Origin of the sequence: Spirillospora sp. NPDC046719 (assembly GCF_040645715.1) — a bacterium.
GTDB lineage: Bacteria > Actinomycetota > Actinomycetes > Streptosporangiales > Streptosporangiaceae > Spirillospora.
Window position 1 is genome coordinate 1 of record NZ_JBEYYT010000152.1, and the last position, 4,285, is coordinate 4,285.

General features: G+C 75.1%; 6 protein-coding genes. 5 read left to right on the forward strand and 1 reads right to left on the reverse strand.

The window, feature by feature from the left end:
* On the forward strand, nucleotides 1–776 hold a 776-nt coding region (locus tag ABZ914_RS24755), incomplete at its 5' end, for a DNA-3-methyladenine glycosylase family protein (protein ID WP_500196033.1).
* Here the strand turns inward: ABZ914_RS24755 and ABZ914_RS24760 are convergent.
* On the reverse strand, nucleotides 755–1,351 hold the full coding sequence (locus tag ABZ914_RS24760; protein WP_500196034.1) for a TetR/AcrR family transcriptional regulator: 597 nt from the start codon (nucleotides 1,349–1,351) through the stop codon (nucleotides 755–757). The genes ABZ914_RS24755 and ABZ914_RS24760 overlap by 22 nt on opposite strands.
* Nucleotides 1,352–1,434: 83 nt before the next feature.
* Between ABZ914_RS24760 and ABZ914_RS24765 the strand changes: the two genes are divergently transcribed.
* From ABZ914_RS24765 to ABZ914_RS24780, 4 genes are all read left to right on the forward strand, one after another.
* The gene (locus tag ABZ914_RS24765; protein WP_500196036.1) at nucleotides 1,435–1,833 is read left to right on the forward strand and encodes a nuclear transport factor 2 family protein; all 399 of its coding nucleotides are present in this window, start codon (nucleotides 1,435–1,437) and stop codon (nucleotides 1,831–1,833) included.
* Nucleotides 1,830–2,240, forward strand: a complete 411-nt coding sequence (locus tag ABZ914_RS24770) for a nuclear transport factor 2 family protein (protein WP_387026286.1) — start codon at nucleotides 1,830–1,832, stop codon at nucleotides 2,238–2,240. Before ABZ914_RS24765 ends, ABZ914_RS24770 begins: the two co-directional genes overlap by 4 nt.
* Nucleotides 2,241–2,376: 136 nt before the next feature.
* A complete protein-coding gene (locus ABZ914_RS24775) occupies nucleotides 2,377–3,570 on the forward strand; it encodes an acyl-CoA dehydrogenase family protein (RefSeq protein ID WP_347257034.1) in 1,194 nt (397 codons plus the stop codon).
* Nucleotides 3,567–4,285, forward strand: a 719-nt coding sequence (locus ABZ914_RS24780) for an acyl-CoA dehydrogenase family protein (RefSeq protein WP_500196038.1), incomplete at its 3' end; no start/stop codon positions are given. The genes ABZ914_RS24775 and ABZ914_RS24780, both read left to right, overlap by 4 nt.

A 4,285-nucleotide genomic window follows, 5' to 3' on the forward strand; every position in this document is an offset into this window, starting at 1 on the left:
TCGACGGCCGCCCCCTCACCAAGGCGCTGCGCGCGGCCGGCCGGACGGTCGCCGCGAGGGTCGTCCAGGCGGGCGACGGCGTGCGCGCGACCCTGCACGCCGCCGAGCCGCTCACCGAGGACGTCGTCAGCGCCGCCGCCGACCGCATCGCGTTCCACCTCAGCCTCGGCGACGACCTCACCGGCTTCTACGCGATCGGACGGGAGGACCCCGCGTTCGCGCCCGTCCTCGACCGGCTGCACGGCTACCACCAGGTGAAGTTCCCGACGCCGCTGGAGAACCTCGTGTGGGCGATCCTGTCGCAGCGCGCGCCGCAGGCCGCCGCCGCGCGCGGCAAGCACGCCCTGCGCGACGAGTTCGGCGACCGGATCACCGTGGACGGCGCCGAGTACGCGGCGTTCCCCGACATCGACCAGCTCGTCACCCTGTCCGAGCGGCGGATCGCCGAGCTCGTCGGCAACGAGCGCAGGGGCCGCTACCTGCACGGCGCGCTGCACGCCTGGCACGGGACGGACGAGGACTTCCTCCGCACCGGCCCCTACGGCGAGGTCAAGGAGTTCCTGCTGTCGCTGCCCGGTGTCGGTGCCTGGTCGGCGAACTTCATCCTCATCCGGGGACTCGGCCGGATGGAGGAGACGCCGCTGGAGAAGGCGCTGCGCGGTGCCGCGTCGCGCGCGTACGGGCGCCCGCTGTCGGACGCCGACCTGCAGCGGATCGCCGAGGGCTACGGCCCGTGGCAGGGGTACTGGGCGCACTACCTCCGCGCGGCCGCCTGATCCGCCTCGCCGCCCTGCGGGCGCAGGCCGTCGAAGGCGATCCGGAGGACGTCGTCGCTGCCGCCGGCCCGCCCGGCGGCGAAGGAGATCCCGGCCAGCAGGGCGGTGACCTCGGCCGGGCCGATGTCCGCGCGGACGGCCCCGGCCCGCTGGGCCCGCTCCAGCAGGGCGCCGATCGCGTCCTTCACGTCCGGTCCGGTGCGTCCGGTAGCCTCGCGGGCGTCGACGCCCGCCTCGGCCAGCGCCTCGGTGACGGCCTGCTTGGTCGCCGCCTGGGAGACCACGCGGGCGAAGAAGCCGAAGAACGCCTCGCCGGGGTCGGCGGCCGACGCCAGCTCCCGCGCCTCGGCGGCGAGCCGCTCCAGCAGCGCGACGAGCACGGCCTCCAGCAGCGACTCCTTGGTGGGGAAGTGCCGGAAGACGGTGCCGATCCCGACCCCGGCGCGGCGCGCGACCTCCTCGGTCGAGGCGGAGGTGCCCTGCGCGGCGAACACGTCCTCGGCCGCGGCGAGGACCTTGGCGCGGTTGCGGAGGGCGTCGGCGCGCAGCGGCTTCCCGGACGAGGTCGTCGTCATCGCGGCCTTCCCGTTGACAAGTGGAGTGCGGACTCCATATTTTCGGATGCGGAGCAGAAACTCCGATTGTACGGGAGAGAGTCATGTCCGAGTTCGCCACCCCCCGCGCCGTCTTCCAGCGGCTGATCGACGGGGTGACCGCGCGGCGGCCCGACGGGCTGCCGCAGCTGTACGCCGAGGACGCGGTGGTCGTGCACCCGTTCGCCCGCCCCGCGTCCCGGCTGGAGGGCCGCGAGGCGCTGCGCGAGCACTTCGCGCGGTTGGAGACCCTCCCGGTGGAGATGACGGCCCGCAACGTGGTCGTCCACCAGACCGCCGACCCGGAGGTGATCGTCGCCGAGTTCGAGTACGCGGGCCGCAACACCGAGACGGGCCGCGACTTCGTGGTGCCGAACGTCTTCGTCCTGCGGGTCCGGCACGGGCGCATCGTCGAGTCCCGCGACTACGCCCACCACCAGGCGTTCGAGGAGGCGATGGCGTGACCGCCCCCGCGCCGCGCGAGGTGTTCGCGCGGCTGAGCGCCGGGATCTCCGCCGGCCGCTGGCACGAGCTGGCGGACCTCTACGCCGAGGACGCGGTGGTCGACCAGCCGTTCGCGCTCCCGCCGGCGCCGCCGCACCTGGAGGGCCGCGCGGTCATCGGCGAGCACTTCCGCAGGGCCGCCGAAGGACCGCTCCAACTGCGCGCCCGGGACGTGGTGGTGCACGAGACGGACGATCCGGAGGTGATCGTCGCCGAGTTCGACTACGACGGCCGCGTCGCCACCACGGGCCACGAGTTCCGCTTCTCGAACGTGCAGGTCCTGCGCGTCCGGGACGGCCTGATCGTCGAGACGCGCGACTACCACGACCACCGGGCCCTCGCCCGCGCGTTCGCCGCCGGTTCGTAGGGCGATCGGGTCGCGCGCGGGCGGTTGACCGACCCCCGTGCCGGTTCCTAGGGTGGACGGGCCATACCGACCGGTTGGTATGTTCGTTCGCGGTGGCCCGTTCGCCACCCCTGCACCCCGCGCGGAGGTTCGCCCTGTGAGCACTGCACCGCCCGACGCCGACGAGCTGAGCAGGCGCGTCGGCGAGTTCCTCGCCGCCCACGACCCGTCGGCCACCGAGCCGCTGGAGTTCCTGCGCGCCCGGTTCGACGCCGGCCTGGCCTGGGTCCACTACCCCGAGGGGCTCGGCGGGCTCGGCGCCCCCCGCGCCCTGCAGCCCGCCGTCGACCGGTGGTTCGCGAAGGCGGGCGCGCCCACCAACCACCCCGAGCGCAACGGCATCGGGCTCGGCATGGCCGCGCCGACGATCCTCGCCTTCGGCACCGAGGAGCAGAAGCGCCGCCTCCTGCGCCCGCTGTGGACCGGCGAGGAGCGGTGGTGCCAGCTGTTCAGCGAGCCCGGCGCCGGCTCCGACCTCGCCGCGCTCGCCACCCGCGCCGTCCGCGACGGCGACCGCTGGATCGTCAACGGCCAGAAGGTCTGGACGTCGATGGCGCACGAGGCCCGCTGGGCGATCCTCGTCACCCGCACCGACCCGGACGTGCCCAAGCACCGCGGCATGACCTACTTCGTCTGCGACATGACCGCCCCCGGCGTCGAGGTCCGGCCGCTGCGGCAGATCACCGGCGAGGCCGAGTTCAACGAGGTGTTCCTCACCGACGTCGCGATCCCCGACGAGCACCGGCTCGGCGAGGTCGGCCAGGGCTGGCAGGTCTCCACCACCACGCTGATGAACGAGCGCGTCGCGATCGGCGGCGCCGCCACGCCCCGCGAGAGCGGGATGATCGGCGTCGTCGCGGCCCTGTGGCGCGACCGGCCCGAGCTGCGCACCCCCGGCCTGCACGACGCGGTCCTGCGCGCCTGGGTGGAGACCGAGGCCGCGCGGCTCACCGGCGAGCGGCTGCGCCAGCAGCTCACCGCCGGGCAGCCCGGCCCCGAGGGCTCCGGCGCCAAGCTCGCCTTCGCCAAGCTCAACCAGGAGGTCTCCGGCCTGGAGCTGGAACTGCTCGGCGACGAGGGGCTGCGCTACGACGACTGGACGATGCGCCGCCCCACCGAGGTCGACTTCACCCGCCGCTCGCCCGGCTACCGCTACCTGCGCGCCAAGGGCAACTCCATCGAGGGCGGCACCTCGGAGATCCTGCGCAACATCATCGCCGAGCGCGTCCTCGGCCTGCCCGGTGAGATCCGCGTCGACAAGGACGTGGCGTGGAAGGACCTGCCCAAGTGAGCGACCTCCTCTACTCCGAGATCGAGAACGACCTGCGCGCCGGCGTCCGCGAGCTGCTCGACGACAAGGCGCCCTGGACCGCCGTCCTCGCCGGCACCGAGAAGGACGAGCCGTACGACGCGGCGCTGTGGCGGGCCGTCGCCGGGCAGCTCGGCTGCGCCGGGCTGCCCGTCCCCGAGGATCTCGGCGGCGCCGGCGCCACCTGGCGCGAGACCGCCGTCGTGATGGAGGAGCTCGGCCGCGCCGTCGCGCCCGTCCCGTTCCTGTCCAGCTCCGTCATCGCGACGGCGGCGCTGCTGGCGGCCGGGGAGCGGGAGCTGCTCGGGTCCCTGGCGGCCGGGGAGAGGATCGCGGTGCTCGCCGTCCCGTTCGCGACGCCGCCCGGCGACGCCGCCCTGACCGTCCGGGCGGCGGACGGGACGCTGACCGGCGAGATCGCCGGGGTGGCCGACGGCCTCGCGGCCGACGTGCTGCTCGTCCCGGCCGCCGACGGCCTGTACGCGGTGGACGCCGCCGACGCCGCCCGCACCGCCGTCACCTCGCTCGACATGACCCGGCGCCTGGCCGATATCGCCCTGTCCGGGGCGCCCGCGCGGCGCGTCGCGGAGGGCGGCGACGCGGTCCGCGCCGCGCTGCTGACCGGCGCGGCGGTGCTGGCGGGCCGGCAGCGGGGGGGGGGCCCGCCGGGGGGGGTCGACACCGGGGGCGCAGTCAA

Coding starts and splice junctions, on each gene's coding strand:
- ABZ914_RS24760 (WP_500196034.1), bottom strand. CDS start 1,351: ATGACGACGACCTCGTCCGGGAAGCCGCTGCGCGCCGACGCCCTCCGC.
- ABZ914_RS24765 (WP_500196036.1), top strand. CDS start 1,435: ATGTCCGAGTTCGCCACCCCCCGCGCCGTCTTCCAGCGGCTGATCGAC.